At 72.2% G+C, this 25,403-nt stretch carries 27 protein-coding genes; 13 read left to right on the forward strand and 14 right to left on the reverse strand.

The window, feature by feature from the left end; all coding sequences use genetic code 11:
- Positions 1 to 15 precede the first annotated feature (15 nt).
- From HAV39_RS28795 to HAV39_RS28810, 4 genes are all read left to right on the forward strand, one after another.
- A complete protein-coding gene (locus tag HAV39_RS28795) occupies positions 16 to 732 on the forward strand; it encodes an ABC transporter permease (protein WP_308440845.1) in 717 nt (238 codons plus the stop codon).
- Entirely contained in the window at positions 725 to 1,534 is an 810-nt protein-coding gene (locus tag HAV39_RS28800; RefSeq protein ID WP_239120156.1) for an ABC transporter permease, read from the forward strand. The genes HAV39_RS28795 and HAV39_RS28800 overlap by 8 nt, the downstream gene beginning before the upstream one ends.
- Before the next feature lie 22 nt (positions 1,535 to 1,556).
- A complete protein-coding gene (locus tag HAV39_RS28805) occupies positions 1,557 to 2,540 on the forward strand; it encodes an ABC transporter ATP-binding protein (protein WP_191842328.1) in 984 nt (327 codons plus the stop codon).
- 161 nt (positions 2,541 to 2,701) lie between these two features.
- A complete protein-coding gene (locus HAV39_RS28810; protein WP_191842329.1) occupies positions 2,702 to 4,054 on the forward strand; it encodes an MFS transporter in 1,353 nt (450 codons plus the stop codon).
- Positions 4,055 to 4,198: 144 nt separating this feature from the next.
- Here the strand turns inward: HAV39_RS28810 and HAV39_RS28815 are convergent, their stop codons facing one another.
- The 7 genes from HAV39_RS28815 to nadA form a co-directional block, all read right to left on the reverse strand.
- The gene (locus HAV39_RS28815) at positions 4,199 to 4,804 is read right to left on the reverse strand and encodes a response regulator transcription factor (RefSeq protein ID WP_191842330.1); all 606 of its coding nucleotides are present in this window, start codon (positions 4,802 to 4,804) and stop codon (positions 4,199 to 4,201) included.
- A gap of 73 nt (positions 4,805 to 4,877) precedes the next feature.
- Positions 4,878 to 6,062 (reverse strand): sensor histidine kinase, encoded by a 1,185-nt coding sequence (locus HAV39_RS28820; protein WP_191842331.1) that lies wholly within the window; start codon positions 6,060 to 6,062, stop codon positions 4,878 to 4,880.
- On the reverse strand, positions 6,062 to 6,793 hold the full coding sequence (locus tag HAV39_RS28825; protein ID WP_120316205.1) for an ABC transporter permease: 732 nt from the start codon (positions 6,791 to 6,793) through the stop codon (positions 6,062 to 6,064). Before HAV39_RS28825 ends, HAV39_RS28820 begins: the two co-directional genes overlap by 1 nt.
- 2 nt (positions 6,794 to 6,795) lie before the next feature.
- On the reverse strand, positions 6,796 to 7,689 hold the full coding sequence (locus HAV39_RS28830) for an ABC transporter ATP-binding protein (protein WP_191842332.1): 894 nt from the start codon (positions 7,687 to 7,689) through the stop codon (positions 6,796 to 6,798).
- Positions 7,690 to 7,760: 71 nt separating this feature from the next.
- The gene (locus HAV39_RS28835; protein ID WP_191842333.1) at positions 7,761 to 8,387 is read right to left on the reverse strand and encodes a DUF3043 domain-containing protein; all 627 of its coding nucleotides are present in this window, start codon (positions 8,385 to 8,387) and stop codon (positions 7,761 to 7,763) included.
- A 312-nt stretch (positions 8,388 to 8,699) separates the two neighbouring features.
- Positions 8,700 to 10,028 (reverse strand): UDP-N-acetylglucosamine 1-carboxyvinyltransferase, encoded by a 1,329-nt coding sequence (murA, locus tag HAV39_RS28840; protein WP_191842334.1) that lies wholly within the window; start codon positions 10,026 to 10,028, stop codon positions 8,700 to 8,702.
- A gap of 143 nt (positions 10,029 to 10,171) precedes the next feature.
- On the reverse strand, positions 10,172 to 11,314 hold the full coding sequence (gene nadA, locus HAV39_RS28845; protein WP_244958883.1) for a quinolinate synthase NadA: 1,143 nt from the start codon (positions 11,312 to 11,314) through the stop codon (positions 10,172 to 10,174).
- A gap of 131 nt (positions 11,315 to 11,445) precedes the next feature.
- Here nadA and HAV39_RS28850 point away from each other — a divergent pair, with 131 nt between their 5' ends.
- The gene (locus HAV39_RS28850; RefSeq protein ID WP_191842336.1) at positions 11,446 to 12,639 is read left to right on the forward strand and encodes a glycerate kinase family protein; all 1,194 of its coding nucleotides are present in this window, start codon (positions 11,446 to 11,448) and stop codon (positions 12,637 to 12,639) included.
- A 10-nt stretch (positions 12,640 to 12,649) separates the two neighbouring features.
- Here the strand turns inward: HAV39_RS28850 and HAV39_RS28855 are convergent, their stop codons facing one another.
- Positions 12,650 to 13,561: a zinc-binding dehydrogenase gene (locus HAV39_RS28855; protein ID WP_191842337.1), complete on the reverse strand. Its 912-nt coding sequence runs from the start codon at positions 13,559 to 13,561 to the stop codon at positions 12,650 to 12,652.
- Between the two features lie 51 nt (positions 13,562 to 13,612).
- Positions 13,613 to 15,091 carry an MFS transporter gene (locus tag HAV39_RS28860; RefSeq protein ID WP_191842338.1) on the reverse strand — a complete coding sequence of 493 codons (1,479 nt, stop codon included), beginning with the start codon at positions 15,089 to 15,091 and terminating at the stop codon, positions 13,613 to 13,615.
- A gap of 85 nt (positions 15,092 to 15,176) precedes the next feature.
- Here HAV39_RS28860 and HAV39_RS28865 point away from each other — a divergent pair, with 85 nt between their 5' ends.
- The 3 genes from HAV39_RS28865 (at position 15,177) to HAV39_RS28875 (ending at position 17,141) form a co-directional block, all read left to right on the forward strand.
- Complete coding sequence (locus HAV39_RS28865) at positions 15,177 to 15,551, forward strand: MarR family winged helix-turn-helix transcriptional regulator (RefSeq protein WP_191842339.1); 375 nt, start codon at positions 15,177 to 15,179, stop codon at positions 15,549 to 15,551.
- Positions 15,552 to 15,637: 86 nt separating this feature from the next.
- Positions 15,638 to 15,991, forward strand: a complete 354-nt coding sequence (locus HAV39_RS28870) for a HesB/IscA family protein (protein ID WP_191842340.1) — start codon at positions 15,638 to 15,640, stop codon at positions 15,989 to 15,991.
- Between the two features lie 175 nt (positions 15,992 to 16,166).
- Positions 16,167 to 17,141 carry a carbohydrate kinase family protein gene (locus HAV39_RS28875; protein ID WP_191842341.1) on the forward strand — a complete coding sequence of 325 codons (975 nt, stop codon included), beginning with the start codon at positions 16,167 to 16,169 and terminating at the stop codon, positions 17,139 to 17,141.
- Between the two features lie 123 nt (positions 17,142 to 17,264).
- Here HAV39_RS28875 and HAV39_RS28880 read toward each other — a convergent pair whose 3' ends face one another.
- Together HAV39_RS28880 and HAV39_RS28885 are read right to left on the reverse strand one after the other, a co-directional pair.
- Positions 17,265 to 17,504 (reverse strand): sulfurtransferase TusA family protein, encoded by a 240-nt coding sequence (locus tag HAV39_RS28880; protein ID WP_191842342.1) that lies wholly within the window; start codon positions 17,502 to 17,504, stop codon positions 17,265 to 17,267.
- Complete coding sequence (locus HAV39_RS28885) at positions 17,501 to 18,682, reverse strand: cysteine desulfurase family protein (RefSeq protein ID WP_191842343.1); 1,182 nt, start codon at positions 18,680 to 18,682, stop codon at positions 17,501 to 17,503. The genes HAV39_RS28880 and HAV39_RS28885 overlap by 4 nt, the downstream gene beginning before the upstream one ends.
- Positions 18,683 to 18,912: 230 nt before the next feature.
- On the opposite strand from HAV39_RS28885, the gene ctaC reads away from it, so the two are divergent.
- Together ctaC and HAV39_RS28895 are read left to right on the forward strand one after the other, a co-directional pair.
- A complete protein-coding gene (gene ctaC / locus HAV39_RS28890) occupies positions 18,913 to 19,737 on the forward strand; it encodes an aa3-type cytochrome oxidase subunit II (RefSeq protein ID WP_191842384.1) in 825 nt (274 codons plus the stop codon).
- Positions 19,738 to 19,747: 10 nt separating this feature from the next.
- Positions 19,748 to 20,173, forward strand: a complete 426-nt coding sequence (locus HAV39_RS28895; protein WP_191842344.1) for a cytochrome c oxidase subunit 4 — start codon at positions 19,748 to 19,750, stop codon at positions 20,171 to 20,173.
- 74 nt (positions 20,174 to 20,247) lie between these two features.
- On the opposite strand, the gene trpD is transcribed toward HAV39_RS28895, so the two are convergent.
- Genes trpD through HAV39_RS28910 form a run of 3 tightly spaced genes read right to left on the reverse strand, consistent with a single transcriptional unit; the run spans position 20,248 to position 22,774 of the window.
- Positions 20,248 to 21,345: an anthranilate phosphoribosyltransferase gene (trpD, locus tag HAV39_RS28900; RefSeq protein ID WP_191842345.1), complete on the reverse strand. Its 1,098-nt coding sequence runs from the start codon at positions 21,343 to 21,345 to the stop codon at positions 20,248 to 20,250.
- Positions 21,346 to 21,386: 41 nt separating this feature from the next.
- Positions 21,387 to 21,782 carry a response regulator gene (locus HAV39_RS28905; protein ID WP_120316189.1) on the reverse strand — a complete coding sequence of 132 codons (396 nt, stop codon included), beginning with the start codon at positions 21,780 to 21,782 and terminating at the stop codon, positions 21,387 to 21,389.
- Positions 21,779 to 22,774 (reverse strand): cytochrome c oxidase assembly protein, encoded by a 996-nt coding sequence (locus HAV39_RS28910; RefSeq protein WP_239120186.1) that lies wholly within the window; start codon positions 22,772 to 22,774, stop codon positions 21,779 to 21,781. The genes HAV39_RS28905 and HAV39_RS28910 overlap by 4 nt, the downstream gene beginning before the upstream one ends.
- Positions 22,775 to 22,903: 129 nt before the next feature.
- Here HAV39_RS28910 and ctaE point away from each other — a divergent pair, with 129 nt between their 5' ends.
- From ctaE to qcrA, 3 genes are read left to right on the forward strand one after another with little or no spacing between them, the layout of a single operon-like run.
- Positions 22,904 to 23,509: an aa3-type cytochrome oxidase subunit III gene (gene ctaE, locus HAV39_RS28915; RefSeq protein WP_120316188.1), complete on the forward strand. Its 606-nt coding sequence runs from the start codon at positions 22,904 to 22,906 to the stop codon at positions 23,507 to 23,509.
- Between the two features lie 8 nt (positions 23,510 to 23,517).
- Positions 23,518 to 24,330: a cytochrome bc1 complex diheme cytochrome c subunit gene (gene qcrC, locus HAV39_RS28920; protein WP_120321385.1), complete on the forward strand. Its 813-nt coding sequence runs from the start codon at positions 23,518 to 23,520 to the stop codon at positions 24,328 to 24,330.
- Positions 24,327 to 25,403, forward strand: coding sequence for a cytochrome bc1 complex Rieske iron-sulfur subunit (gene qcrA / locus HAV39_RS28925; RefSeq protein WP_191842347.1), 1,077 nt, complete (start codon positions 24,327 to 24,329; stop codon positions 25,401 to 25,403). The genes qcrC and qcrA overlap by 4 nt, the downstream gene beginning before the upstream one ends.

A 25,403-nucleotide genomic window follows, 5' to 3' on the forward strand; every position in this document is an offset into this window, starting at 1 on the left:
ACCGCCACCAACACCATGTTCGGCTTCCTGCGCACCTACGTCATGCTGGCCGTGGCCGGCTCCGCGGCGGCGGTCGGCGGGCAGGCGGCCGGCTACGACGCGCCGCAGCTGGTCACCTACGTGTGGGCGGGGCAGGGTCTGATCGGCGTGGTGGCGATGTGGGGCTGGACCGAGCTGGCCGACCGGATCCGCTCCGGCGACGTGGTCACGGACCTGCTGCGCCCGGTGCACCCCGTGCTCGGCTACCTGCTGCCCGACCTGGGCCGGGCGGCGTACGCCCTGCTCACCCGGTTCGTCGTGCCGATCGTGGTCGGCGCGCTCGCGTTCGACATGTACCTGCCGCAGCGCGCCGCCACCTACCCGATGTTCGCGGTGTCCGTGCTGCTCGCGGTGCTGGTCTGCTTCGCCGGGCGGTTCCTGGTCAACGCGGCCGGCTACTGGCTGCTGGACACCCGGGGGGTGCTGATGGGCTGGGCCGTCTGCGCGGGCATGCTCGGCGGCCTGTACTTCCCGATCCGCTTCCTGCCCGACGGGCTCGCGACCGCGGTCTACCTGGGCACCCCGTTCCCGTCGGTGCTGCAGATCCCGCTCGACGTGCTGGTCGAACGGGATCCGCCGGCCGGGCAGCTCGGCCTGCTCGGGCTCCAGGCGCTGTGGGCCGTGGTGCTGCTCGCGGCCTGCGTGCTCGTGCAGCGCCGGGCGGAGCGGCGGCTGGTGGTGCAGGGTGGCTGAGCCCTCGACCGCGGCGATCTACCGGCGGCTGGTCGCCGCGCAGGTGCGCTCGCAGGCGTCGTACCGGGCGAGTTTCGTCCTGGACCTGCTGTCCAACGTGGTCTTCCTCGGCGCCGACCTGCTGACCGTGCTCGTCGTCTTCGGCCGGGTGCCGGTGCTGGCCGGGTTCTCGCTGACCGACTCGCTGCTGGTGTTCGGGCTGTCGTCACTGGGCTTCTCGCTGGCCGACCTGGCTGTCGGCAACATCGACCGCATGCAGCGCCACGTGCGCACCGGGCTGCTCGACGCGGTGCTGATCCGCCCGCTGGGCGTGCTGTGGCAGCTGCTGGTGCTCGACGTCGGCGTGCGGCGGCTGGGCCGGGTCTGCTCTGCCGTGGTCGTGCTCGTCATCGCGGTGCGCCTGGCGCACGTGCCGGTCACGCCCGCGAACCTGCTGCTCCTGGTGGTCACGCCGCTGGCGGGGGCGGTGTTCTTCAGCGCGGTCTTCGTGGCCACCGCCACCGTGGCGTTCTGGTGGGTGGACTCCGGCGAGCTGAGCGCGGCGCTGACCTACGGCGGGCGGGACTTCACCTCGTACCCGATGACCGTCTACGGCGGCTGGTTCCGCCACGTGCTGGCCTTCGGGCTGGGCTTCGGCTTCGTGGCGTACTACCCGGCGCTGATCCTGCTCGACCGCCCGGACCCGCTCGGCGCCCCGTCCTGGCTGGGCTGGTGCAGCCCCGTCCTGGCGGCGGTCGCCGCGGTGCTGGCCGGGCTCGCCTGGCGCACCGGTGTGCGCCACTACCGCAGCACCGGCTCATGACGGCGAACGGAGGCACGGCGGCATGAACGTGATCGAGGCGCAGGGGCTGCGCAAGGACTTCACCGTACGGGTACGCCAGGGCCTGCTGCGGCGCGAACGCCGGGACGTCGCCGCGGTGGACGGCGTCGACCTGACCGTGCAGCGCGGCGAGCTGCTCGGCTACCTCGGCCCCAACGGCGCGGGCAAGTCCACCACCCTGAAGATGCTCACCGGGGTGCTGAACCCGTCCGGCGGCGTGGTCTCGGTGTGCGGGCTGATCCCGGTGCCGCAGCGCATCCTGCTGGCCCGGCGCATCGGCGTGGTCTTCGGGCAGCGCTCGCAGCTCTGGTGGGACCTGCCCCTGCGCGACTCCTACGAGCTGCTGCGCCACATCTACCGGGTGCCCGCCGCCGAGCACGCCGCCCGCCTGCGCCGCTGCCGCGACCTGCTGGAACTGGACCCGTTCCTGGACACGCCCGTGCGCCAGCTCTCGCTGGGCCAGCGCATGCGCGGCGAGCTGACCGCGGCCCTGCTGCACGGCCCTGAGGTGATCTTCCTCGACGAGCCGACGATCGGCCTGGACGTGGTGAGCAAGCAGGCCGTCCGCGGCTTCCTGGCCGAACTGGGCGAGTCCGGCGACACCACCATCGTGCTGACCACGCACGACCTGGCCGACATCGAGCGGCTGTGCCGCCGCATCGTGGTCATCGACCACGGCCGCGTGGTCCACGACGGCGGCATCGACGCCCTGCATGCCCGCTACGGCTCGCAGCGCCGGGTGGTCGTCGACTTCGACACCCCGCCCGAGGCCCTGCCGACGCTGCCCGGCGTACACCTCGAATCCGCCACCGGCCCCCGCCTGACCTTCACCGTCGACGGCTCGGCCTCCGTCGGCGCGCTCGTCTCCGCCCTCTCCGCCCTGGGCGGCCTGCGCGACCTCTCCGTGGCCGAACCCGAAATCGAGCAGGTCATCGCCCGGCTCTACCGCTCAGACGAAGGAAGGGCGCCTTCACAACGGATTCCGTAGCGGAAGGGCGCCTTCCCCACCTGCCCGGCACTGTGCCCCTGGTGACATCCGCTTCCGGAAGCGGATCTTGCCTGGATACACTCGGACCGCACAGGGCCGCAAGGGGCACGCTGGTTGGGTGGGACGGCGCGCATCAACCGCGTCGTACCCGGAGTACCCACATGGCCGCCCGTGCCTCCTACCGTGACCTCGTCCGGATCACCGGACCCTGGTTCCTCGTCCTGGCCTTCCTCGCCCGCCTGCCCGCCGCCATGGGCCCGCTCGGCGTGATCACCCTCGTCGTCGCGGCCACCGGCAGCTACGGCACCGCGGGCCTGGCCGCCGCCGCGTACGGCGTCGGCGCCGCGCTCGGCGGTCCCGTCGCCGGCACCCTGGCCGACCGTTTCGGCCAGCGCGCCGTCGGCATCGCCACGGCCGCCGTCGACGCCGCCGCGTACGCCGCCCTCGTCCTCGCCGTGACCGGCGGCCTCCCGGCCGCGGTGCTGCCGCTGGCGGCGCTCGCCGGGTTCGCCATGCCGCAGGTCGGCCCGCTGGTCCGGGTGCGCTGGGCGGTGCTGCTCGGCGACCGCGGCCGGCAGCGGCAGCTGCCCACCGCGATGGCGTACGAGGGCGCCGTCGACGAGGCGTCGTTCCTGGCCGGTCCGGCGCTGGTCGGCGTGCTGGCGCTGTCCGGCTGGGCCGGCGCGCCGCTGCTCGTGGCGTCCGCGCTGACCGTGCTGGCCGCGGTGCCGTTCGCGCTGCACCGCACTGTCCCGCCGGTGCTGCGGGCACCCCGCGTCGCGCCGGCGAAGGCCGGTCGTGCCACCGGTCCGGCCGCGGCCGGGCGTGCCGGGGCCGGTCGGCGTGGCCATGCCGCCGAGCGTGCCGGGGCCGCCGGGCGGATGCCGTTCACGCGGGTGGCGGTGCTGGTCGCGGCCATGTCCGTGATCGGTGTCGTGTTCGGGGCGACGCAGACCGGGGTGACCGCCTTCGCCGACTCGCTCGGCTCGCCCGGCTCAGCCGGTCTGATCTACGCCGTGCTCGGCGTCGGCAGCGCCCTCGCCGGGCTGGCCGTCGCCTGGCTGCCGGAGTCGCTCGGCCCGGTCAGCCGGTATGTCTGGTCGGCTGCCGCCCTCGTCGCGGGCACCGCCGGACTGCTGCTCGCGCACTCCACGCCGACCGCCCTGGCCGCCGTCGTCGTGCTCGGCGTCACCGCCGCGCCGTACCTGATCTCCGGCTACGCCCTCGCGGGCCGGCTGTGCCCGCCCAGCCGCGCGGGCATGGTGATGACCCTGCTGGCCAGTGGCGTGGTCGCGGGGGTCTCGCTGGGCGCGGCCGTCGCGGGCAAGCTCGCCGACGCGTACGGCTACCGTGGCGCGTTCGCGGTGCCGCTGGTCGCCGCGACGCTGGGGCTGCTGCTGGCCGCGCTGGTCGGGCCGGGACTGCGCCGGGCGGTACGGGCCGCGGACCGCGCCGACGCCGCGACCGCCGCGCAGGCGGCTGCCGCCCGACACCCCGCTCTCACCGCCGCCTGAGCCGGCACGCGCAGCCACCCCGTGCCGGCTCGCCGGGGCTGCCCTGGGCGGGTCGCCGGCTCCCGGCATGGCCGCCTTGTCGCCGACCCCGGCCTGCCCGTCTTGTCGTGCCCGGTTCCGTCCCTGCCCGCCTTCGCAGCCGGGTCAGAGCCAGCCCTGGGTGCGGGCGGTCTGGACGGCTTCCATGCGGTTGCGGGTGCCGGTCTTGCCGATCGCGGCGGACAGGTAGTTGCGCACGGTGCTCTCCGACAGGTGCAGGCGGGTGGCGAGGTCGGCGATGGTCGCGCCGTCGGCGGCGCTGGCCAGCACCTCGCGTTCGCGCTCGGTCAGCGGGTTGGGGCCGGCCACCAGCGCGGCGGCGGCCAGCGCGGGGTCGATGACGGTCTGCCCGGCCAGCACCCGGCGGATCGCCTCGGCCAGGTCCTCGACCGGGCCGTCCTTGACCAGGAAGCCACGCGCTCCGGCGTCCATGGCCCGGCGCAGGTAGCCCGGGCGGCCGAAGGTGGTCAGGATCAGCACCTTGCACCCCGGGGCCGCGGTGCGCAGCACGGCGGCGGCGTCCAGGCCGGACAGGCCGGGCATCTCGATGTCGAGCAGCGCCACGTCGGGCGACGCCGCCGCGGCGGCCGCGGCCACCTCGTCGCCCCGGCCCACCTGGGCGACCACCTCGATGTCGGGTTCCAGGCCGAGCAGCAGCGCCAGCGCGCCGCGCATCATGCCCTGGTCCTCGGCCAGCAGCACCCGGATCACGGGACGCTGCCGTTCGGCACGGTCGCGCCCGCCGGTCGCTTCACGCCAGGGCTTCGATGAGCGCGGTGGTGGATCACGCGGCGCCTCCGGCGGGCACGGTGGCTCGCAGCACGAAGCCGCCGCCGGACAGGTCCACGGTCGACAGCGTGCCACCGACCAGCGCCAGCCGCTCGGCCAGGCCGCGCAGTCCGTTGCCGGGCGAGGCATCGGCGGGGATGCCGCGGCCGTCGTCGCGCACCTCCAGCTGCCAGTGGTCGGTGCGGCTGAGCGCGATGACGCACGAGCCGGCACCGCTGTGCCGGATGACGTTGGTGGCGGCCTCGCGCACGGCCCAGGCGAAGGCGTCGTCGACGGCGATGGGCAGCGGGTCGGCGGTGGTGCGCAGGGTGGGCTCGATGCCCGCGTCGGCCAGGGCCGCCCCGGCGGTGGCCAGCTCGGCGGCGAAGGCACGGGCGCGGTAGCCGGTCACCGCCTGGCGCACCTCGGCCAGCGCGGTGCGCCCGATCTGCTCGATCTCGGCGGCCTCGCGGGCGGCGGCGTCGGCGTCGCGCCCGGCGGTGCGGCGTACCACCTCGGCCTTGACGACGATGAGAGAGAGGCTGTGGCCGAGCAGGTCGTGCAGATCGCGGGCGAAGCGCAGCCGCTCGCTCTCGACCGCGGCGCGGGCCAGTTCCTCGCGAGTCGCGCTCAGCTCGCGGATGAGGCGCATCATCCGGCGGACGACCATGATCAGCGCGCCGGCCATGATCGTGTTGAAGACCGACTCGCCGATCTCCCGGCCGGGTTCGCCGTGCAGCATGCCCAGCAGGACCTGCACCGCGACCATCGCCCCCAGCCAGAGGTAGGCCACCGGCAGCGCGTAGAGCGCCACTCCGGCGGCGGCCAGATACAGCACCAGTCCCAGCCAGCCGCCGGGCTGCCCGCCGTACACCGCCGCGAGGGCCACCCCGATGACGGTGACCAGCGCGAGCAGGCCCTGATTGCGCAGGCTCGGCTGGTTCGTGGTGCTGAAGCCCTGCACCACCACGAACAGGTACAGCGTGATGAAGGCGGCCAGGCCGACTCCGGCCGCCAGTGGAGCGGCGACCTGCCCGACCAGCACCGCGTGGATCGCCGGGGCCATCGGCCACAGCCAGAGCGCGGCGAACAGCGCGCCGCGCCGCTGCCCGCGCCGCTTGGCCCCCCGGGACGCGGCAGAGCCGGGCGGGTGCGACGAGGTCGCACCCGCCCGGCTCAGGCCGTCCAGGAAGCGGGACATCACCGCAGTGCCGCCGAGCGCCGGTAGGCCCAGGCCGCGAGCGCGCCGAAGACCAGGGCCCAGGCGGCGAGGATGGCGACCCCGCCGACGGGCGGCGCCTGCCCGGCCACCACGGACCAGCCCAGCTCGGCGAAGCGGTTGCTGGGCAGCCAGGTCGCGATCGAGGCGAGCACGTGCGGCATCACGGCCACCGGCACGAACAGCCCGCCGAGGAACGCCAGGCCGAACACGCCCAGCATGCTCACCGGCTGGGTCAGCTGGGGCGGCAGGGTGAAGCCCAGCGCCAGGCCGAACGCGGCGAAGGGCAGGCTGCCCAGCCACATCAGCACCACCAGCGCGACCCACTGCCCGGCGCTGAACGACACGCCGTGCGCGAACGCGGCGACCAGGCCCACCGAGACCACCGGCGGGATAGCCAGCAGCGAGGCCAGCAGCGCCTTCACGGCGACCACCTGGGCGGGGCTGAGCGGCGTGATCCGCAGCTGGCGCAGCCAGCCGTTGGCACGCTCCTGGGACACGGCGATGCCGACCGACAGCGCGCCGACCAGAGCGCCGTAGGCGGCCATGCTGACCATGAGGTAAGCGGCGACGTCCACACCGCCGACCTGGCCGGCCTCCTCGGAGCTGCCGCTGCTGATCGTGTAGATCAGCACCGGCAGCACCACGGTGAAGATCGCCATGCGCGGCTCGCGGATCAGGCGACGAAGTTCGAAGACGAGATAGGCGCGCACGGTCACTCCTTGCCGGCGGATGCGGTCAGGGACAGGAAGGCCTCTTCCAGGCCCGCCCCGGTGATCTCCAGGTTGCGCCAGGCGTGGCCGTCGGCGAGCAGCGCGCGCACGGTGCGGTCGGAGTCGTCACAGCGCAGCAGGGCGCGCTCGCCGCGCTGCTCGGCCTCGACCACGCCCGGCAGGCGGCGCAGCACGTCGAGGTCGGTGCCGGCGCGGTCGAAGCTGACCGTACGCCCGCCGGTGAGCTGCTTGATGTCGGCTCCGCTGCCGTCGGCGACGACCCGGCCCCGCGCGATCACGATGACGCGGTCGGCGAAGTCGTCGGCCTCTTCGAGGTAGTGCGTCGCGAACAGCACGGTGCGGCCGGTCGCGGCGTAGCGGCGCATGGCCGCCCAGAACGCCTGGCGGCTCTCCACGTCCAGCGCGGCCGTAGGCTCGTCGAGCACGAGCAGTTCGGGGTTGCCGGCCAGGGCGAACGCGAAGCGCACCCGCTGGGTCTGGCCGCCGGAGAGCTTGTCGAGCCGCCGTCCGGCCAGGTCCGCGAGGTCGGCCGTGGCCAGGATCTGCGCGGTGGGCAGCGGGTCGCGATACAGCGCGCGGGCGAGTTCGACCAGCTCCCGCACGGTGGCGTTGGCGGCGAAGCCTGACTCCTGCAGCATCGCGCCGACCTTGCCGGCCCGCACCGCCTCGGTGGGGCTGCCGCCGAACACGCGCACCGTGCCGGACGTCGGCTCCAGCAGGCCGAGCAGCATGTTGATGGTGGTGGACTTGCCTGCTCCATTGGGGCCGAGCAGCGCCACCGTCTGGCCGCGGGCGATGGACAGGTCGATGCCGTCCACCGCCCTCACCGGGCCGTAGTCTTTCGCGACCGCTTGCAGCCGCACCGCTTCCGTCATGCGTCCGACGCTAGGCGGAGCCGGGACGGCCGGGCAGATCCGGCGATCCCGACTCCGGCAGGACAGATGTCCTAGGCCTTGGTGGGAACGACCGGGTCACCGATCTTGACCTGCGGGTTGGGCATCCGCATGCGGCGGAAGGTGATCCCGCGCATGACCGCGTACAGGTACAGCGAGCCCATGCGCTGGGTGGTCTTGGGGTAGTTCGCCTTGATCAGCTTCTTGATCTTCCGGCAGATGAAGAAGCTGTCCACGATCACGGCCAGCGCCAGCAGCAGCCAGATGATGTTCGCGGCCGCCGCGATGCGCGGGTCGCGGACCTGGATCAGGAAGAAGATCAGGAACGCGCCGCCGAAGAACCAGGTGCCGACGGTGCGCCGGGAGTCGACGTAGTCGCGCACCAGCCGCCGCTCCGGACCCTTGTCCCGGGGCAGCAGGTAGCGCTCGTCGCCCGCCTTCATGCCGGCCATCGACTCGGCCCGGTCGGCCCGCGACTTCTCGCGGGCGCGCTTGAGAGCCTCGCGGCGGTTCGCCGGCGGCGGCTCGGCCTTGCGGCGCTGCGCCTCGGTGCGCTTCGGCGTCGCCTTGCCCTTGGCGGGCGTGTACGAGCGCGACGCGCGCACGATCTCCGAGCCCTCGGGCTCGGAGGCCGGGGCCTCGGCGGGAACGTCAGTGGTCTTGCGGGAGAACAACGGCACGCAGCAAGGGTAGCCGACCCGCAGCCGGAGTCGTCGGCCACCGCGTGGCGACCTGTGACGAACCGCTCGCACCCACCCCCACCAGCCTCAGCCACGCTCAGGCGTCGCGCGGCGCAACCCCGACGCGAGGCCCTCCGGGCGACCGTTCCCCACGCGGTTCGTGCCCCGCGCCCCGCCCTTCGCCCTCCGGAGATGGGCGTTGGCCTATCACATCGAATTCGATCGCCCGATTTTCGATGTGATAGGCCAACGTCCATGGGAAAGCGGGGTGCCGACAGCGCGCGGCCGCGGCAGGTGGTGCCTGGGAGCGGGTCAGCGGGAGACGGTGGCGCCGAGGCCGGCGAGCTTGGCCTCGAAGTCCTCGTAGCCGCGGTTGATCAGGTCGACGCCGTGCACCCGGGAGGTGCCCTCGGCGGCCAGGGCCGCGATGAGGTGGCTGAAGCCCGCCCGCAGGTCCGGGATGATCAGGTCGGTGGCGTGCAGCTTGGCGGGGCCGGCGATGACGGCGGAGTGGCGGAAGCCCATCCGGCCGAACCGGCACGGGGTGCCGCCGAGGCAGTCCTGGAAGACCTGGATGTGCGCGCCCATCTGGTTCAGCGCGCTGGTGTAGCCGAAGCGCTTCTCGTACACCGTCTCGTGGACCACGGACAGGCCGTTGGCCTGGGTCAGCGCCACGACCAGCGGCTGCTGCCAGTCGGTCATGAAACCGGGGTGCACGTCGGTCTCCAGCGCGACGGGGCGCAGGTCGCCGCCGGGGTGCCAGAAGCGGATGCCGCCGTCGACCGGGTTGTCGTCGATCTCGAACTCGCCGCCGATGGACCGGAACACGTTGAGGTACGTGGTCATGTCGGCCTGGCGGGCGCCCTTGACGGTGATGTCGCCCCGGGTGGCCAGCGCGGCCGAGGCCCAGCTGGCGGCCTCGATGCGGTCGGGGATGGGGCGGTGCGTGAACCCGCCCAGGCGCGGCACGCCCTGGATCTCGATCACCCGGTTGGTGTGCACCTTGATGATCGCGCCCATCTTCTGCAGGATGCAGATCAGGTCGATGATCTCGGGCTCGACCGCGGCGTTGCTCAGCTCGGTGACGCCCTCGGCGCGTACGGCGGTGAGCAGGATCTGCTCGGTCGCGCCGACGGACGGGTAGTCCAGCTCGTACTTGATCCCGTGCAGGCCGTCCGGGGCGGACAGGTGCAGGCCTTCCGGGGTCTTGTCGACGATGGCGCCGAAGCGCCGCAGCGCCTCCAGGTGGTAGTCGATCGGCCGCGGGCCGATGTGGCAGCCGCCCAGGTCGGGGATGAACGCGTGGCCGAGCCGGTGCAGCAGCGGGCCGCACAGCAGGATCGGGATCCGGCTGGAGCCGGCGTGCACGTTGATCTCGTCGATGCCGGCGCGCTCGACGTTGGACGGGTCGAAGCGCAGCTCACCGTCGAGGTCGCCGTTGGTCACCTTGACGCCGTGCAGCTCCAGGAGGCCGCGCACGATCTCCACGTCGCGGATGCGCGGGACGTCGTACATCCGGCTCGGACTCTCGCCCAGGACGGTCGCGACCATGGCCTTGGAGACCAGATTCTTGGCCCCGCGGACCCGCACCTCGCCCTTGAGCGGGCTACCTCCGCTGACGATGAGCACGTCGTCCGACAAGGCGACCTCCTGGGTGTGGCGCGAGTGGAAAAGCAAACCCCGGCAGCATAGCGCTGAGTGATGTGTGACGGAACACGGGAAGCTTAAATGAGCACGAGCACCGCGATTCGGACGCGGTGCTCGCACTCAGAGTAGTCAGATGCCTACGGCAGTGCCAGCATCTGGTCCAGCGCGACCCGGGCGTGGTGCGCCGTGTCGGGGTCGACCGTGATCTGGTTGGGCACCCGTCCCGCGACCAGCTCCTCCAGCGCCCAGACCAGGTGCGGCAGGTCGATGCGGTTCATGGTGGAGCAGTAGCAGACCGTCTTCTCCAGGAACATGACCTGCTTGTCCGGGTGCGCGGCGGCCAGCCGCCGGACCAGGTTCAGCTCGGTGCCCACGGCCCACGCCGAACCGGGCTCGGCCGCGTCCAGCTTCTTGATGATGTACTCCGTCGAGCCCACGTAGTCGGCCGCGGTGACCACCTCGTGGCGGCACTCCGGGTGCACCAGGATGTTCACGCCCGGCACCTGCTGGCGCATGGCCTGCACGTTCTCCAGGGTGAACCGGCCGTGCACCGAGCAGTGGCCGCGCCACAGGATCATCTTGGCGTCGCGCAGCTGCTGGTCGGTCAGGCCGCCGTTGGGCTTGTGCGGGTCGTACAGCACGCAGTCGTCGAGCGAGTAGCCCATCTCCAGCACCGCCGTGTTGCGGCCCAGGTGCTGATCGGGCAGGAACAGCACCTTCTCGCCCTGGGCGTACGCCCAGTCGAGTGCGCGCTTGGCGTTGGAGGAGGTGCAGACCACGCCCCCGTTGCGCCCGACGAAGCCCTTGATGTCGGCGGAGGAGTTCATGTAGGTGACGGGCACCACGTCATCCGCGATGCCCAGGTCGCTCAGCAGGTCCCAGCACTGCTCGACCTGCTCCAGCACGGCCATGTCGGCCATGGAGCAGCCCGCGGCCAGGTCCGGCAGGACCACGCGCTGGGCGTCGGAGGTGAGGATGTCGGCCGACTCGGCCATGAAGTGCACGCCGCAGAACACGATGAACTCGGCGTCGGGCCGGGCCGCGGCCTCGCGGGCCAGCTTGAACGAGTCGCCGGTCACGTCGGCGAACTGGATGACCTCGTCGCGCTGGTAGTGGTGGCCGAGCACGAAGACCCGGTCACCGAGCGCGGCCTTGGCCGCGGCGGCGCGCTCGACCAGGCCGGGGTCGCTGGGCGCGGGTAGGTCGCCCGGACAGTCGACGCCGCGTTCCGAGTTCGAGTCCTTGCCGCGGCCGAGCAGCAGCAGTACGGGAGCAGTCACGTGTCCCATAGTCGCACCAACCCGGCACGGCAGGCTCGCCCGCACGGCTGTGGCCTGCCCCACGGCGCGGACATGGGACGGGGCCACGCCGGTCGTCCGGTCGGCCGGGGCGGGTCACTATCGTGCAGCCCATGCGAGTGTTGATCTGTCCCGACAAGTTCGCCGGCACGCTCACCGCGGTGGAGGCGGCGCAGGCCGTCGCCGCGGGCTGGCGGGAGGTCGCCGCATCGGACGAGCTGATCTGCCGCCCCATCGCCGACGGCGGCCCCGGCTTCGTCGAGGTGCTGCACGCCTCGATCGGTGGCGAGCTGGTCGAGGTCGACACGACCGATCCGCTGGGCCGCCCGGTCCTGGGCGCGGTGCTGCTGGCCGGGGACGAGGCGGCCACCGCGTACGTGGAGAGCGCGCAGGCCTGCGGCCTGCACCTGGTCGAACCGGGGGAGCGGGACCCGAAGGTCACCTCCTCGTACGGCCTGGGCGCGCTGATCGAGGCCGCGGTGGCGCACGGCGCTCGGCGCGTGGTGATCGGGCTCGGCGGCTCGGCCACCAACGACGGCGGCGCGGGGCTGCTCGCCGCCCTCGGCGCGGTCGGCCTGGACGCCGCGGGCGAGCCGCTGGCCCCCGGCGGCGCGGCCCTGACCGCCTGCACGTCCCTCGCCCTCGCGGACAGCGCGCCGGACTCGCCCGACGCGACCGGCTCCGGCGGCGGGACCCGCGCGGCCGGGTCGGGCCTGCTGCCCGCCGGGGTCGAGCTGATCGCCGCGACGGACGTGGACAACCCGCTGACCGGCCTGCACGGCGCGTCCGCGGTGTACGGCCCGCAGAAGGGCGCCACCCCGCAGGACGTGACACTGCTCGACGCGGCGCTGGCGAACTGGGCCGCGGTGCTGGAGCGGGAGCTGCCGGGGTGCCCACCGAAGCTGTCGGAGCTGCCCGGTGGCGGCGCGGCGGGCGGGCTCGGCGCGGCGATCCTGGCGCTGGGCGGCACGGTCGCCTCCGGCATCGACCTGATCCGCGAGCTGACCGGCCTGGACCAGGTGCTGGAGAATGTCGACCTGCTGATCACGGGCGAGGGCTCGTTCGACCACCAGTCGTTGCGCGGCAAGGCCATCTCCGGGCTGGCCGGCGCGGCCCGTGACCTCGGCATCCCGTGCGTGGTGCTGGCGGGCCGGGTCACCACCGGCCGCCGGGAGCAGGGCGCGGCCGGCGTCACCGAGGCGTACGCCCTGGTCGAGCATTTCGGCAGCGTGGACCTCGCCCTCGCCGAACCGGCCCGCGGCCTCCGCGAGCTGGCGTCCCGCCTGGCCCGCCAGTGGTCCCGCTGACCTTCCTCTCTCAGGTGACGTCGAGGACGGCCTTGCCGTTGACGCGGCGGGTGAGGAGGGCTTCGGCCGCCTCGGCCGCCCGGTTCCAGTCGCCGCGCCAGCCGATCTGCGGGTCCAGACGACCCGCGGCGACCAGGTCGACCAGGTACGCCAGATCCGGGCCGTTGCCGCCGGTGGCGCTGCCGACGAACGACTCCAGCCGGCGCCGCCGCCCGACGGTGGAGTACGCCGGGAACACCGTCGGCTCGCCGGAGGCGGCTCCGATGGAGATCACGGCACCGTCCGTGGCCAGCAGCTCCCAGAGCGCGGCCAGGTCCGGACCGCCCACGTTGTCCAGCGCGCCGTGCACCGGCTCCCCGATCTCGGCGAGCGAGCCGACGATCTCGGCCGCACCCAGCTCACGCAGTCCCGCGGCCCGCTCGGGCCGGGCGGCCACCGCGATGACATGCGCTCCGGCCAGCGCCCCGAGCTGAACGGCGAACCGTCCGACGCCGCCCGCCGCGACGGTGATCACCACCCGCCGGTCGAGCAGCGGGCCGAGCCGCCGCAGCGCGTTCAGCGCGGTCAGCCCCGCCACCGGCAGGGCGGCGGCCGCGCCGAAGTCGACGCTGTCGGGCAGCACGGCGAGTTCGCCGGTGGGCACGGCGCGCAGGGTGGCCCAGGCGGGCCCGGGGCCGAAGGTGACGACCCGGCTGCCGACGGGCGGGCCGGAACCGTCGGCCGCGGCGGCGGTCACCACGCCGGCCGAGTCCCAGCCGCTGACCGCGCCGTCGGGCAGGTCGCGTACGTGGGAGACGTCGCCGTAGTTGAAGGAGATCGCCTTGACCTCGACCAGCGCCTCCTGCGGCGCGGGCACGGGGTCTGGGGCGTCGCCGATCCGCAGCCCGGCGGGTGCCGATTTGTCGGCCAGCAATGCGCGCATAGGACAGTCCTCTCTGATGGCGGGCGAGATGGTTCAGGTGGTGGAGACGGTTCAGGCCGCGCTCTGCGGTGCGAGCGACCGGTCCTCCCCGGAGTCGGACGCGGACGTGCGGTCGGACCGGCCCAGCACGGCCGCGAGCAGGCCGAGCAGGGAGATCGCGGTGACGACGCCGATGGCGGCCAGGAAGGTGTCCGGCAGGCGGCCCGGCACGATGGCCCCGCCACCGACCACCGCCGACGTGACGGCCAGCGCGACCGCCCCGCCGACCTGGAAGGAGCTCTGCACCAGCCCGGAGGCCAGCCCTTGCTCGTCGTCGGCGACGCCGTTGGTCGCCTGCACGTTCAGCGCCGAGAAGCTCAGCGCGAAGCCCAGCCCGAGCAGCAGCGCGGTCGGCAGGATCACGGTGAGGAACGCCGGCTCCGGCCCGGCCCGCAGGAACAGGGCGTACGCGGCGACGAAAGCGACCATGCCCAGGGCGATCAGCCGGCGGGTGCCGTACCGCGTGATCAGCCTGCCGACCACCGGGCCGGAACTCGCCACGATGATCCCGGCGGGCAGCAGCGACAGCGCCATCTGCAGCGGCGACCAGCCCAGCACGTTCTGCAGGTACAGGGCGACGATGAACTGGAAGCTGAGGTAGCCGCCGGACACCGCCATCGCGGTGAGGTCGGCCCGGACCAGGCTGCGGTTGGCGAAGATGCCCAGCCGCACCAGCGGGTGGGCCACGGTGCGCTCGGCGATCACGAAGGCGGCGGCGAGCGCGGCCACCACGGCCAGCGAGCCGAGGGTGCGCAGTGAGGTCCAGCCCGCCTCGGGGGCGTTGACGACGGTGAACACCAGCAGCAGCAGCGCGCCCGTCGAGGTGGCCGCGCCGAGCACGTCGTAACCGCCGGGGTTGCGGACGCCGTCGCGCGGGAGCAGGCGCAGCCCGGCGACGAGGGCGATCAGCGCCAGCGGCGCGGGCAGCAGGAAGGTCACCCGCCAGTCGATCTCGGTGAGCAGCCCGCCCAGGATCAGGCCGGAGGAGAAGCCGCTGGCCCCGAACACGGTGTAGATGCCCAGCGCCCGGTTGCGCACCGGCCCCTCGGGGAAGGTCGTCGTCAGGATGGACAGTCCGGCGGGCGCGGTGAACGCCGCGGCCAGGCCCTTGATGAACCGCGTCGCGATGAGCAGCGTGCCGTCCTCGACCAGGCCGCCGAGCACGGACGCGCCGGCGAAGACGGCGAGCGCGATCAGCAGCACCCGGCGGCGGCCGAGCAGGTCGGCGGTGCGCCCGCCGAGCAGGAGCAGGCCGCCGTAGCCGAGCACGTAGCCGCTGACGATCCACTGCAGCGTGGCGGTGGACAGACCGAGGTCGGACTGGATGGCCGGGAGCGTGACGCCGACCATCGAGATGTCGAGGCCGTCGAGGAAGAGCACCGCGCACAGCACCAGCAGGGTTCCCCACAGCCGCGGGGTCCAGCGCTGGTCCGCGGGGGCCGGAGGAGGGGTGGCAGGGGCAGGTGGCGACAGCGTCGCGGTGGAGGACATGGTGGGTACGTTAGTTGCACGTGCATTGAATGCGCAAGCATAAAATGCGTTCACATTTACTGCACCTGCATGTTAAGCTCCGGGCATGCACGACGACGTGGCCGTGAAGGCGTGGCGGGAGCTGTCCCGGCAGTACGCCGCGCTCTCGTGCGCGCTGGAGAGCGCGCTGCAGGAGCAGCACAAGCTCGGCATGAGCGAGTTCGAGGTGCTGGACCGCCTGGTCGGCGCGCAGGGCTGCACCGGGCTGCGCATGCAGGAACTCGGGGAGCAGATCCACCTCAGCCAGAGCGCGCTGTCCCGCACGGTCGCCCGCCTGGAGAAGGACGGGCTGGTGGAGCGGCAGCTCTGCACGTCCGACCGGCGCGGGGTGTTCGTGCACCCCACCGACGCCGGGCGAGAACGGCACGCCGCGGCGCGGCCCACGCACCGCGCAGTCATCAACACCACACTGGGCGAGTAGCCAGTGAGGCGCTCTGGGGAATCAAACCGCAGCGCGCTAGCGTTACCTCGAAGGATTATCAGCACTTCACGCTTGGGGAGCACCACGTGACGACGCCCGACATCAAGACGGACGCCACCGGCATCAACCTCACCGAGGTCGCGGCCGGCAAGGTCAAGGCTCTGCTGGAGCAGGAGGGTCGCGACGACCTCCGGCTGCGGGTCGCGGTCCAGCCCGGTGGCTGCTCCGGCCTGCGTTACCAGCTCTTCTTCGACGAGCGCGAGCTCGACGGCGACATCGTTTCCGAGTTCGGCGGTGTCGAGGTCGTCGTCGACCGGATGAGCGCGCCGTACCTGGCGGGCGCGACCGTCGACTTCGCCGACCGCATCGACGCGCAGGGTTTCACCATCGACAACCCGAACGCGGGCGGCTCCTGCGCCTGCGGCGACAGTTTCCACTGACGCGAAGCGGCGGTGCGACACGGTCACTGATCGGTCGCACGATCAACTGAGCTTCACGCCGCCCGATGTGGGCGACGACACAAGCGGCACTCCGGCCCCGCCGGAGTGCCGCTGTCGTGTGGCGGCCAACCGGTACGCTTTCCGCGCCCATCTTTCGCCGACCTGAAGGTCAACCATGAAGATCTGCGTTACCGGATCGATCGCCACGGATCACCTGATGCACTTCCCGGGCCGCTTCGCGGACCAGCTCATCGCGGACCAGCTGGACAAGGTCTCGCTGTCCTTCCTGGTCGACGATCTCGTGATCCGGCGCGGCGGCGTGGCGGCCAACATGGCCTTCGGCATGGCCAAGCTGGGCCTGCGCCCGGCCCTGGTCGGCGCGGTCGGCGCGGACTTCGCCGACTACCGATCGTGGCTGGAGCGCCACGGCGTCGACTGTGACTCGGTGCACGTCAGTGAGGTGGCGCACACCGCCCGCTTCGTCTGCACCACCGACGAGGACCTGTGCCAGGTCGCCTCGTTCTACGCCGGCGCCATGAGCGAGGCCCGCAACATCGAGCTGTCCCCGGTGCACCGGCGCCTCGACGGCCTCGACCTGGTCATCGTCGGCGCGAACGACCCGGTGGCGATGGTGCGCCACTCGCAGGAGTGCCGCGACCGGGGCTACCCGTTCGCCGCGGACCCGTCCCAGCAGCTGGCCCGCATGGGCGGCGACGAGGTGCTCCAGCTCATCGACGGCGCGGAGTACCTGCTCACCAACGAGTACGAGAACTCGCTGCTGGAGCAGAAGACCGGCCTGACCTCGGACGAGGTGCTGGACCGGGTCAAGGTGCGGGTCACCACGCTCGGCAAGAACGGTGTCCAGATCACCGGCCGCGGCTTCGCGCCGATCCGGGTGCCGGTCGCCCGCGAGATCCAGGTGTACGACCCGACCGGCGTCGGGGACGGCTTCCGCGCCGGCTTCTTCGCCGCGCTGTCCTGGGGTCTGGGCCTGGAGCGCGCCGCGCAGGTCGGCGCGCTGCTGGCCACGCTCGTCCTGGAGACCGTCGGCACGCAGGAGTACGAGGTCGAGCCGGACAACTTCCTCAAGCGCCTGGCCGAGTCCTACGGCGACGACGCCGCCGCCGACATCCGCCCGCACCTGAACTGACCCGGGGGGCACGCGCCTCCGGTTTGCTATCGACGCTGGCCTATTACATCGAATCTGAGTGTCGGATTTTCGATGTGATAGGCCAGCGTCTATTCGGCCGGGAAGCGCGCTCCGCGGGGCAGGTCAGGTGAGGCGGCGGACGTCGAAGGCGGGGGAGCCGTCTGCGGAGACCGCGCCGAGGTACTGCTGGGCGCGCATGCGGCACCAGGCGGGAATGTCCACGGCGGCTGCCGGGTCGTCGGCGAGCACCCGGACGACCGCGCCGACGGGCACCGCGGGCAGCCGCTTGGCCAGCGCGATCACCGGTAGCGGGCAGCGCTGCCCCAGGCAGTCGAGTACGTCGGCCGGGGTGTCGGCTGTCACATGCCTACCTCCGCCCGCAGCGCCGCGACGAGGCCGGGCAGTTCGGCCAGGAACCGGTCGACCTGCTCGGCGGTGCTGTCGCGGTGCAGCGACAGCCGGATGTTGCCGTGGGTCAGCACGCCCATCGCGGCCAGCACGTGGCTGGGCTGGAGCGTCGAGGACGTGCAGGCCGAACCCGACGACACCGCGAAGCCGCGCCGGTCCAGAGCGGTGAGCAGGGCCTCGCCGTCGACGTACAGGCAGGAGAAGGTCACGAGGTGGGGCAGCCGGTCCACCGGGTCGCCCACGATCTCGACGTCGGGCACGGTCGCCGCGACGGTCGCGCGGACCCGGTCCACCAGTTCGGACAGGCGCTTGCCCTCCTGTGCCGCGGTCTCGTGCACCGCGTGCAGCGACGCCGCCGCGGCGAGGATCGCGGGCAGGTCGGGCGCGCCGGGGAAGCGGCCGGACTCGCGGTCGTCCGCGGGGTACGGCGACACCCAGCGGGTGCCCTTGCGGACCACCAGCAGGCCTGCTCCGGGCGGACCGCCCCATTTGCGAGCCGAGCCGGTCAGCAGGGACCACCCGTCCGGCACGGGCAGCCGGCCCAGTGACTGTGCGGCGTCGACATACAGCGGCACGCCGGAGTCACGGCAGGCCGCTGCCGCGGCGGCGACGGGTTGCACCGTGCCGACCTCGTGACTCGCGCTGATCAGTGAGGCGAGCGCCACACCGGGCGCCGACACCGCCCGCGCCCACGCGTCGAGGTCGACCCGGCCCAGCCGGTCCACCGGCACCTCGGTCTCCGCGCCGCCGGACCGCACGTGCCGCTCGCCGGCGTGCAGCACGGCCGAGTGCTCGATCGCGGAGCGGACCAGGGTCGCTCCGGCGCGGCGGCGGCCGGCGAGTCCACCCAGGACGGCGGCGTGCACGGCGGTGGTGCCGCTGCCGGTGAAGGTCACTTCGTCCGCGCGTACGCCCAGGACCTGCGCGAACGTGTCGCGCGCCGCGTCGAGCAGCAGGCGTGCCCGGCGGGCCTGGGTGTAGAGCTTGCCGGGGTCGGCCCAGCCGTCGTCGAGCGCGCCGAGCAGCGCCTCGCGCGCGGCCGGATGCAGCGGCGTCGCGGTCGCCGCATCGAAGTACGCGCCACGGACGTTCTCGCCCTGATCGATTGGTCCGGCCTGCCGGGGATCTCCCACCCCTCGACGGTATCGTGATCTAGCGGTGACGGCAGTCGTCGCCGCCACCAGTTCCCGCGGACACGCCGGATCACCGGGCCGACCCCAGGCCCGGCCGGAGCCCCGGGGTGAAGTACTCTGCGACCGTCGGTCACGCCCCTCACCGGTGCGTCCGAAGGTGGCGCTGCTAAGGGAGGCAGGAGCAGGTGGTCGCAACACGAGCCCGCAGGCGAGCCGTCGGCTTGAGCGCGATGTCGGTCGTCGCCGTGACGCTGCTCGCGGGGTGCAACGTCGGCGCGGCGTTCGATGGATTCGGCTGGCCCCAGGGCGGCATCACCGAGCAGTCCGAGCGGATGTACGACCTGTGGGTCGGTTCGGTCGTCGCGGCTCTCGCGGTGGGCGTCTTCGTGTGGGGTCTGATCTTCTGGTGCGTGGCGGCCTACCGCCGCAAGCGCGGTGACGCCGACCTGCCGACGCAGACGCGGTTCAACCTGCCGATCGAGATCCTCTACACGGTGCTGCCGTTCCTGGTGATCGCGGTGCTGTTCTACTACACCGCCGTCGTGCAGACCGACGTCAACCGGCTCACCAAGGACCCGGGCGCGACCGTCGAGGTCGTCGCGTTCAAGTGGAACTGGCAGTTCAACTACCTCTCCAACCCCGGCCTCGACGCCGAGAGGGTGGAGAGCACGCCCGGCGACAGCAACTACATCCCGGTCGTGGTCGTCCCCACCGGCACGACGGTGCGCTTCGTCGAGCACAGCAACGACGTCATCCACTCGTTCTGGGTGCCGGAGCTGCTGTTCAAGCGGGACGTCTTCCCCGGTAACGTGATCAACCAGTTCGAGGTCAACGTCATCCAGACGGGCAGCTACGTCGGCCGGTGCGCCGAACTGTGCGGCACGTACCACTCGATGATGAACTTCGAGCTGCGGGCCGTGACGCCGGAGAAGTACCAGCAGTTCGTGGCGGCGCTGAAGTCGGGCAAGAGCACTCCGGAGGCGCTGACGGCGATCGGCGAGGTCCCCTACGCCACGACGACCGAGCCGTTCCCGACCCTGCGCACCGCGAACTGAGGCTGGAGACATGAAGACCGAATACCGCATCTTCATCGGCGTCGCGCTGTTCCTGATCGTCGCCGCGGTCGTCTACGGCTGGTGGACCGACCTGTCCATGGGCGGGGTCGAGTGGATCGGCACCACCGCGCTGGTGCTGTCGTTCCTGCTCTGCACGATGTGCGGCGGATACTTCTGGTTCGTCTCGCGGCGCATCGACCCGCGCCCGGAGGACCGGCTCGACGCGGAGATCGCGGACGGCGCCGGCGAGCTGGGCTTCTTCAGCCCGGGCAGCTACTGGCCGTTCGGCATCGCGCTGTCGGCGCTGATCGCCTCGCTCGGCCTGGTGTTCTGGATGTGGTGGCTGATCGGGCTCGGCATCGTGTGCGTGCTGCTGTCCACCTCGGCCATGCTGTTCGAGTACTACACCGGCACCCGGCGCACCGCGGAGCACTGAGCCCGCGTACCGAAAGCAAATGAAACCGGCCCCCTCCGCATCGGAGGGGGCCGGTTTCATTTGCTTTGTCGGCGCTACTGGGCGTACTTCGCGGCCGCCGCGGCGGCGATCCAGCGCTCCAGCACGGCCGACGCCGCGCCGGAGTCGACGGCCTCGGCGGCGCGGCGCATGTTCGCGTGCAGCGCGTCGGTCAGCTCCTCGACTCCGGTGTCCGGATCGGCGGGGCCCACGCCCTTGACCGCCCAGTCGTGGGCGGTCAGCCCGGCCGCGGTGTTGACCAGGACGGCGTCGCGCACCGGGCCGGTCTCCCCGCCCAGCAGGCGGCGCACCACCTCGGCGTTGAGCGACACGTCGCCGCCGCGCAGATCGCCCGCGGCGGATCGGGTCACGCCGAGGTCGGCGGCGTCGACGGTGAGTGGGGTGACCTGCCCGCCACGAGCCACCCAGACGCGCGTCGGGGCGGCGGTGGTGAACTCGTCCAGGCCGTCCTCGCCGCACAGCACCAGGACCGTGTCACCGCGGTCGGCGAACACCTGCGCCATGACCCCGGCCATCCGGACGTCGGCGCAGCCGATCGCGCCCGCGCGCGGCCGGGCCGGGTTGGTCAGCGGGCCGAGGAAGTTGAACGCGGTGGGCACACCCAGCTCGCGGCGCACCCCGCCGGCGTGGCGCAGGCCCTGGTGGAACGTGGCGGCGAAGCAGAACGTGATGCCGGCCTCCTCGGCGACGGCGGACACCTGCTCCGGGGTGAGGTCCAGCGGGATGCCGAGGAACTCCAGCACGTCGGCGGTGCCGCAGGACGAGGAGGCGGCCCGGTTGCCGTGCTTGACCACACGGGCCCCGGCGCCCGCGGCGACGATCGCCGACATCGTCGAGATGTTGACCGTGTGCGCCTGGTCGCCGCCGGTGCCGACCACGTCCAGGGTGGCCGTGCGCTGCTCGTCGGTCTGCGGCAGCGGGGCCGCGTTCGCCAGCATCGTCGCGACCAGGCCGGACACCTCGCCGGCGGTCTCGCCCTTGGCGCGCAGCAGCAGCGCGAACCCGGCGATCTGCGCCGGTGTCGCCACGCCCGACATGATCTCGCCCATGGCCCAGGCCGTGTCGTCCGGCGTGAGCTCCTCCCGGCGCAGCAGCGCGCCGAGCAGGTGGGGCCAGGTGTTCCGGTCGCCCATCGGGCCTCCAGGGGTGAAGGGCGTGGCGCGCGGTGCTCTCGTCAGGCGGCCACGACGTAGTCGTCGTTCAGGAGCGGAGCGATGACCTTCGCGGTCTCGATCGGGTCCAGCGGGTGCACCAGCGTCGCGTCGACGCGGGCGTACGCCGCCAGCCAGCGGTCGGCCGAGCGGGCGATGACGACACAGCAGGGCGGGCACTCGTCGATCTCGTCCTTGAGCTGACGCGCCACGCCCAGGCCACCGCCCGGAGTCGCCTCGCCGTCCAGCACCAGCAGATCGATCTCGTAGTCGTCCACCAGCTTGACGCACTCGGCGTAGGTGGACGCCTCGACGAACTCGACCTCGAGGTCGGGTGTCGGGTGCTCGCCGATGGCCAGTCGCATCCGGTCGCGGACCTGCGGGTCGTCGCTGTAGAGCAGGACGGTCTTGGTACTCATGCGCTCATCCTAAGCGGTGAAGTGATCTCGTGGTCGTGCGGTGCGCCGTCCGCGTCGGCCTGCGCCGACCCGGCCGCCGCGGCGGCGTCGGCAGCCGCCTGCGCGGCCTCCTCGCGGTCCAGCTGGCGGTCGATGCGGGCGGCCTCCTGGCGGGACTGCTTGATCCACTGGACGACGAGGACCGCGAGCATGGTGACCGAGACGAGCTCGCCGCCCGCCCACAGCACGCCGCCCGCGGTCACCTGGTCGGCCCAGGGATCCATCCAGGACAGGTTCAGCGACGGATACCAGTCGCCGCCGAGGAGGGTCTTCTGCTGCATGATGGTGAGCCCGAGCACGGTGTGAAACGGAACACTCAACAGCATCAGCAGCGCGCGGGCCGGATACGGCCAGCGTCCCGGCAGCGGGTCGCGGCCCAGCAGGGGCCAGAAGAACAGGCAGCCGGTGGCGATGAAGTGCGCATGCATCACCTCGTGCAGCCACTCGTGCCGCAGCGTCTGCTCGTACAGGCTGGTGAAGTACAGCGCGAACGGGTTGGCCACGAAGATGCCGAACGCGACCAGCGGGAACGCCAGCACCGCGGCGACCTTGCTGTGCAGCGCCGCCAGCAGGGTGCGGCGGGGGCGTGCGGGCAGCGTACGCAGGGCGAGCGTGACCGGCGCACCCAGCGCCAGGAAGATCGGCGCGACCATGGACAGCGCCATGTGCTGCAGCATGTGCACCGACAGCAGCGTGGTGTCGTAGCCGCCGATCCCGCTCACGGTGACCAGGGCCAGCGTGCCCAGACCGGGACCGAGGAAGGCGATGGTGCGCCCCACCGGCCACCGGTCGCCGCGCATTCGCAGCCGGTGGGTGCCGTAGAGATATAGCGCACCCGCCAGCAGCAGGCCGACCGCGAGCCACGAGTCGAGCCGGGCTCCGGTCACCAGTGTCGCCACGGTGAACGGGGGAGTCTCGGCGGTCAAGGTCGCAACGTGCGAGGTCAGCGCGATGAAATGATCGACAGGCGGCACCACCCGAGGCTAGACCGTCGTCGGCGGCGGCACTTCGCCGGGTCGCGACACGCCGCCAACCAGGCACCCCGACGCTCACCGATGCAGGTAGGGGGCAATAATGACCGCGTGACTGCCGCCTCAGCCATCGACAAGAGCAGGATCCACTCCCTGACCAGGCCCAACATGGTCAGCGTCGGGACGATCGTGTGGCTCTCCAGCGAACTCATGTTCTTCGCCGCGCTTTTCGCGATGTTCTTCGCGATCCGCGCCGCGGACTACGATCAGTGGATCCAGCACTCCCACGTGCTCAATCTCCCGTACGCGGTGTTCTTCACGACGATCCTGGTGCTGTCTTCCATCACCTGTCAGATCGGCGTGCTGCGCGCGGAGCGGGGTGACGTGTACGGGCTGCGGCTCTGGTTCACCATCACGTTCCTGATGGGCCTGACGTTCGTGCTCGGCCAGGTGAACGAGTACCGCGTGCTGGTCAGCGAGGGCATCAAGATCAACGCTGACGGGTTCGGGTCGATGTTCTACCTGACCACGGGCTTCCACGGCCTGCACGTGACAGGCGGTCTGATCGCCTTCATCATCTACATGATCCGCACCACCATGGGACGGTTCACGCCGGCGCAGGCGACCTCGGCGATCGTGGTGTCGTACTACTGGCACTTCGTCGACGTGGTCTGGGTCGGCCTCTTCTTCATGATCTACCTGCTGGAGCGGATGTGAGCTCGGCCATGACACCAGACACCCCACGCCCGGCGGCGGGTGCGCCCAAGCAGCGCGGCCGAGCACGCCGGCGGCTGAACTCGGCGCTGCGCATGTTCGCCGCGCTGGTCTTCGCGGGCGGCATCTACGCGATCGTCGCGCCCGGCGGAGCCCAGGGCGCCGCCCCGCTCACCCCGGCCGCCGAGGCCGGCAAGGCGCTGTACGACGTGAGCTGTATTACCTGCCACGGCGCGAACGCGCAGGGCGTGGCCGGCCGCGGTCCGAGCCTGATCGGCGTCGGTTCTGCGGCCGTCGAGTTCCAGGTGGAGACGGGCCGCATGCCGGCCGCCCGCCAGGAGGCACAGGCCGAGCGCAAGGACCCGCAGTACACCGTGGACCAGGCCCGGCAGCTCGGCGCGTACATCCAGGAGCTGGGCGGCGGCCCTCAGCTCCCGGAGGGTGAGGACTTCGCGTCCAAGGGCGACATCGCCCGCGGCGGTGAGCTGTACCGGATCAACTGCTCGTCCTGCCACGCCTTCTCCGGCGGCGGCGGCGCGCTGTCCAGCGGCAAGTTCGCCCCGAGCCTGGAGCCGGCCACCGACCGGCAGATCTACGCGGCGATGCTCACCGGACCGCAGAACATGCCGGTCTTCGGTGACAACGAGCTGTCGCCGCAGGACAAGTTCGACATCATCGCCTACGTGCAGAACCTGAAGAGCGACAGCGACCCGGGCGGCTGGGGCCTCGGCCGGTTCGGCCCGGTCACCGAGGGCCTGGCCATCTTCCTGGTCGGCGTCGTGGCTCTGGTTTTCGCAGCGCTGTGGATTGCGGGTAAGTCATGAGTGACACGAACACCCAGGTGCGCGACGCCGCGGGCGTCGACCTGGACAATCCGAACCTGACCAGGTTCGACATCGTGCGCGAGGGTGCGCGGCGCGACGGCGTGGAGATCGTCCACTACGAGCCGCAGTACCCGCCGGGCTCGAAGGGCGAGCGGCGCATGACCCGCATCGTCGCCTTCTTCTTCCTGCTCACCGGCATCATGTCGACCCTGTTCGTGATCGCCTTCATCTGGTGGCCGTGGGAGTACCAGCTCGGCCCGCACGCCAGCAAGTACTACACGCCGGTCCTCGGCCTGACCCTGGGCCTGGCCCTGGTCGGCGTCGGTCTGGGCATCCTGACCTGGGGCAAGAAGCTGCTCCCGCACGAGATCGCGATCCAGGAGCGGCACGACGGCCCGTCGTCGCCGGAGGAGCAGAAGCTCACCGGCACCACGCTGCAGTACCTCGGCGACGAGATGGGCCTGGGCCGGCGGCCGATCCTGAAGTGGTCGCTGCTCGGCCTGGCCCCGCTGGGTCTGGCCGCCGCGGCCGTGCCGATCGGCGCGCTGATCAAGGACCCGCACCACCCGGACATCCTGTTCAAGACGGGCTTCGCCGGCGCCACGCCGCAGAACCCGATCCGGCTGATGCACGACGACGGCACGCTGGTGCGGCCCGAGGAGGTGAGCACCGGCGGTCAGATCACGGTGTTCCCGAACATCCCGGGTGGGGCCAGCAACCACTACGCCGACTCGCCGACGCTGCTCATCCACCTCCGGGAGGACGACGCGGCCAAGCTGAACGGCCGGCTCTACACGATCAACCAGGGCAGCACCTGGAGCAGCTTCGTGGCCTACTCGAAGATCTGCACCCACGCGGGTTGCCCGGCGAGCCTGTACGAGCAGCAGACCAACCGTCTGCTCTGCCCCTGCCACCAGTCCCAGTTCCTCATCACCGACAACGCCCGGCCGATCTTCGGCCCGGCGACGCGGTCCCTGCCCATGCTGCCCATCAGCGTGGACAAGGAGGGCTTCCTCGTGGCGACCGGCGACTACAAGGTGCCGGTCGGGCCGGCGTTCTGGGAGAAGGACTGA

It is taken from the genome of Catellatospora chokoriensis (assembly GCF_011297315.1).
Classification (GTDB): Bacteria; Actinomycetota; Actinomycetes; order Mycobacteriales; family Micromonosporaceae; genus Catellatospora; species Catellatospora citrea.

Coding starts and splice junctions, on each gene's coding strand:
- HAV39_RS28850 (WP_191842336.1), top strand. CDS start 11,446: ATGCGAGTGTTGATCTGTCCCGACAAGTTCGCCGGCACGCTCACCGCG.
- HAV39_RS28875 (WP_191842341.1), top strand. CDS start 16,167: ATGAAGATCTGCGTTACCGGATCGATCGCCACGGATCACCTGATGCAC.
- HAV39_RS28865 (WP_191842339.1), top strand. CDS start 15,177: ATGCACGACGACGTGGCCGTGAAGGCGTGGCGGGAGCTGTCCCGGCAG.
- HAV39_RS28820 (WP_191842331.1), bottom strand. CDS start 6,062: ATGTCCCGCTTCCTGGACGGCCTGAGCCGGGCGGGTGCGACCTCGTCG.
- HAV39_RS28795 (WP_308440845.1), top strand. CDS start 16: ATGTTCGGCTTCCTGCGCACCTACGTCATGCTGGCCGTGGCCGGCTCC.
- qcrA (WP_191842347.1), top strand. CDS start 24,327: ATGAGTGACACGAACACCCAGGTGCGCGACGCCGCGGGCGTCGACCTG.
- HAV39_RS28810 (WP_191842329.1), top strand. CDS start 2,702: ATGGCCGCCCGTGCCTCCTACCGTGACCTCGTCCGGATCACCGGACCC.
- ctaC (WP_191842384.1), top strand. CDS start 18,913: ATGTCGGTCGTCGCCGTGACGCTGCTCGCGGGGTGCAACGTCGGCGCG.
- trpD (WP_191842345.1), bottom strand. CDS start 21,345: ATGGGCGACCGGAACACCTGGCCCCACCTGCTCGGCGCGCTGCTGCGC.
- HAV39_RS28905 (WP_120316189.1), bottom strand. CDS start 21,782: ATGAGTACCAAGACCGTCCTGCTCTACAGCGACGACCCGCAGGTCCGC.
- HAV39_RS28895 (WP_191842344.1), top strand. CDS start 19,748: ATGAAGACCGAATACCGCATCTTCATCGGCGTCGCGCTGTTCCTGATC.
- HAV39_RS28855 (WP_191842337.1), bottom strand. CDS start 13,561: ATGCGCGCATTGCTGGCCGACAAATCGGCACCCGCCGGGCTGCGGATC.
- HAV39_RS28805 (WP_191842328.1), top strand. CDS start 1,557: ATGAACGTGATCGAGGCGCAGGGGCTGCGCAAGGACTTCACCGTACGG.
- qcrC (WP_120321385.1), top strand. CDS start 23,518: ATGACACCAGACACCCCACGCCCGGCGGCGGGTGCGCCCAAGCAGCGC.
- HAV39_RS28830 (WP_191842332.1), bottom strand. CDS start 7,689: ATGACGGAAGCGGTGCGGCTGCAAGCGGTCGCGAAAGACTACGGCCCG.
- HAV39_RS28860 (WP_191842338.1), bottom strand. CDS start 15,091: ATGTCCTCCACCGCGACGCTGTCGCCACCTGCCCCTGCCACCCCTCCT.